1 pseudogene is annotated in these 1,635 nt (G+C 60.1%); it reads right to left on the minus strand.

From position 1 onward, the window contains the following. Positions 1-1,634, minus strand: a pseudogene (locus ACIONG_RS30160) (NADP-dependent isocitrate dehydrogenase); the annotation flags it as partial. Position 1,635 lies beyond the last annotated feature (1 nt).

Consider the following 1,635-nt stretch of genomic DNA (forward strand, 5'->3'; position numbering starts at 1 on the left):
ACGTTGCCGGTCACCGAGATGGTCTCCTTGCATTAGCGGGTGCGCTGCAGGGTGTATTTCATGGCGTCGACCGGCGCCATGATCTGGATGTCCAGACCGGCAGTGTCGTGATCCTTCAGGTAAGCCTGAACTTTCTCGATCACTACGCCGTCGTGAGCGCGCATCGGGTCCAGCCAGAAAATAGCCGGGGTGCTGCTTGCGCGGGCACGGTTGACGGCCAGTTTGACCCAGTCCTGGATCGGCGCGTCTTTGGTCTGGCACATGCGGAAGATGTCGCCGGCTTCAACGGCCTGTTCCATCAGCAGGGTGCCTTTGCTGTCGGTCACGCGAACCACGCCGTCAGCCTTGATCTGGAAGGTCTTGTCGTGCGAGCCGTACTCTTCGGCTTTTTTCGCCATCAGACCAACGTTTGGCACGCTGCCCATGGTGGTCGGATCGAAAGCGCCGTTGGCTTTGCAATCTTCGATCACAGCCTGGTAGATGGTCGCGTAGCAACGATCCGGGATCACAGCCTTGGTGTCGTGCAACTGACCGTCGGTGCCCCACATCTTGCCGGAGTCACGGATCATCGCTGGCATCGAGGCGTCGACGATAACGTCGCTCGGCACGTGCAGGTTGGTGATGCCTTTGTCGGAGTTGACCATCGCCAGCGACGGACGAGCGGCGTAGACCGCGGCCATATCAGCTTCGATCTGTGCTTGCTGCTCGGCCGGCAGGGCCTTGATGCGCGCGTACAGATCGCCGATGCCGTTGTTCAGGTTGAAGCCGATCTGGGCCAGCACGTCAGCGTGCTTGGTCAGTGCGTCTTTATAGAACTCGGCAACGATCTGGCCGAACATGATCGGGTCGGAGACCTTCATCATGGTCGCTTTCAGGTGCACCGACAGCAGCACGCCTTGGGCCTTGGCGCTGTCGATTTCAGCAGCGATGAACGCGCGCAGAGCGTTTTTGCTCATCACGGCGCAGTCGAGGATCTCGCCAGCCTGAACGGTGGTTTTTTCTTTCAGGACGGTCACGGTGCCGTCTTTGGCGATCAGCTCGATCTTCACAGCGTCAGCGGCGTCGATCAGGGCAGCTTTTTCACTGCCGTAGAAATCGCCGGTGCTCATGTGAGCGACGTGGGACTTGGAGTCTTTGGCCCAGGCGCCCATTTTGTGCGGGTGCTTGCGAGCATAGTTTTTAACCGACAGCGGAGCGCGACGGTCGGAGTTGCCTTCACGCAGAACCGGGTTCACGGCGCTGCCCTTGACCTTGTCGTAACGCGCCTTGGCGTCTTTGTCGGCGTCGCTGGTCACGGTTTCCGGGTAGTCCGGCAGGTTGTAACCCTGAGCTTGCAGCTCTTTGATCGCGGCTTGCAGCTGTGGCACCGAAGCACTGATGTTCGGCAGCTTGATGATGTTGGCTTCAGGCGTAACGGCCAGGTCGCCCAGTTCGGCGAGGTGGTCGGCTACGGCTTTGTGACCCAGTTGCTCGGGGAAGCTGGCCAGACGGCGCGCTGCAAGAGAGATATCGCGGGTTTCCACGGCGATATCGGCCGAGGCGGTGTAAGCCTCGATGATCGGCAGCAGGGAATAGGTGGCGAGGGCTGGAGCTTCGTCGGTGAAGGTATAGATGATCTTCGAGCGGGTGGGCATA

It is taken from the genome of Pseudomonas sp. NPDC087817 (genome assembly GCF_044742875.1).
Lineage (GTDB): Bacteria > Pseudomonadota > Gammaproteobacteria > Pseudomonadales > Pseudomonadaceae > Aquipseudomonas.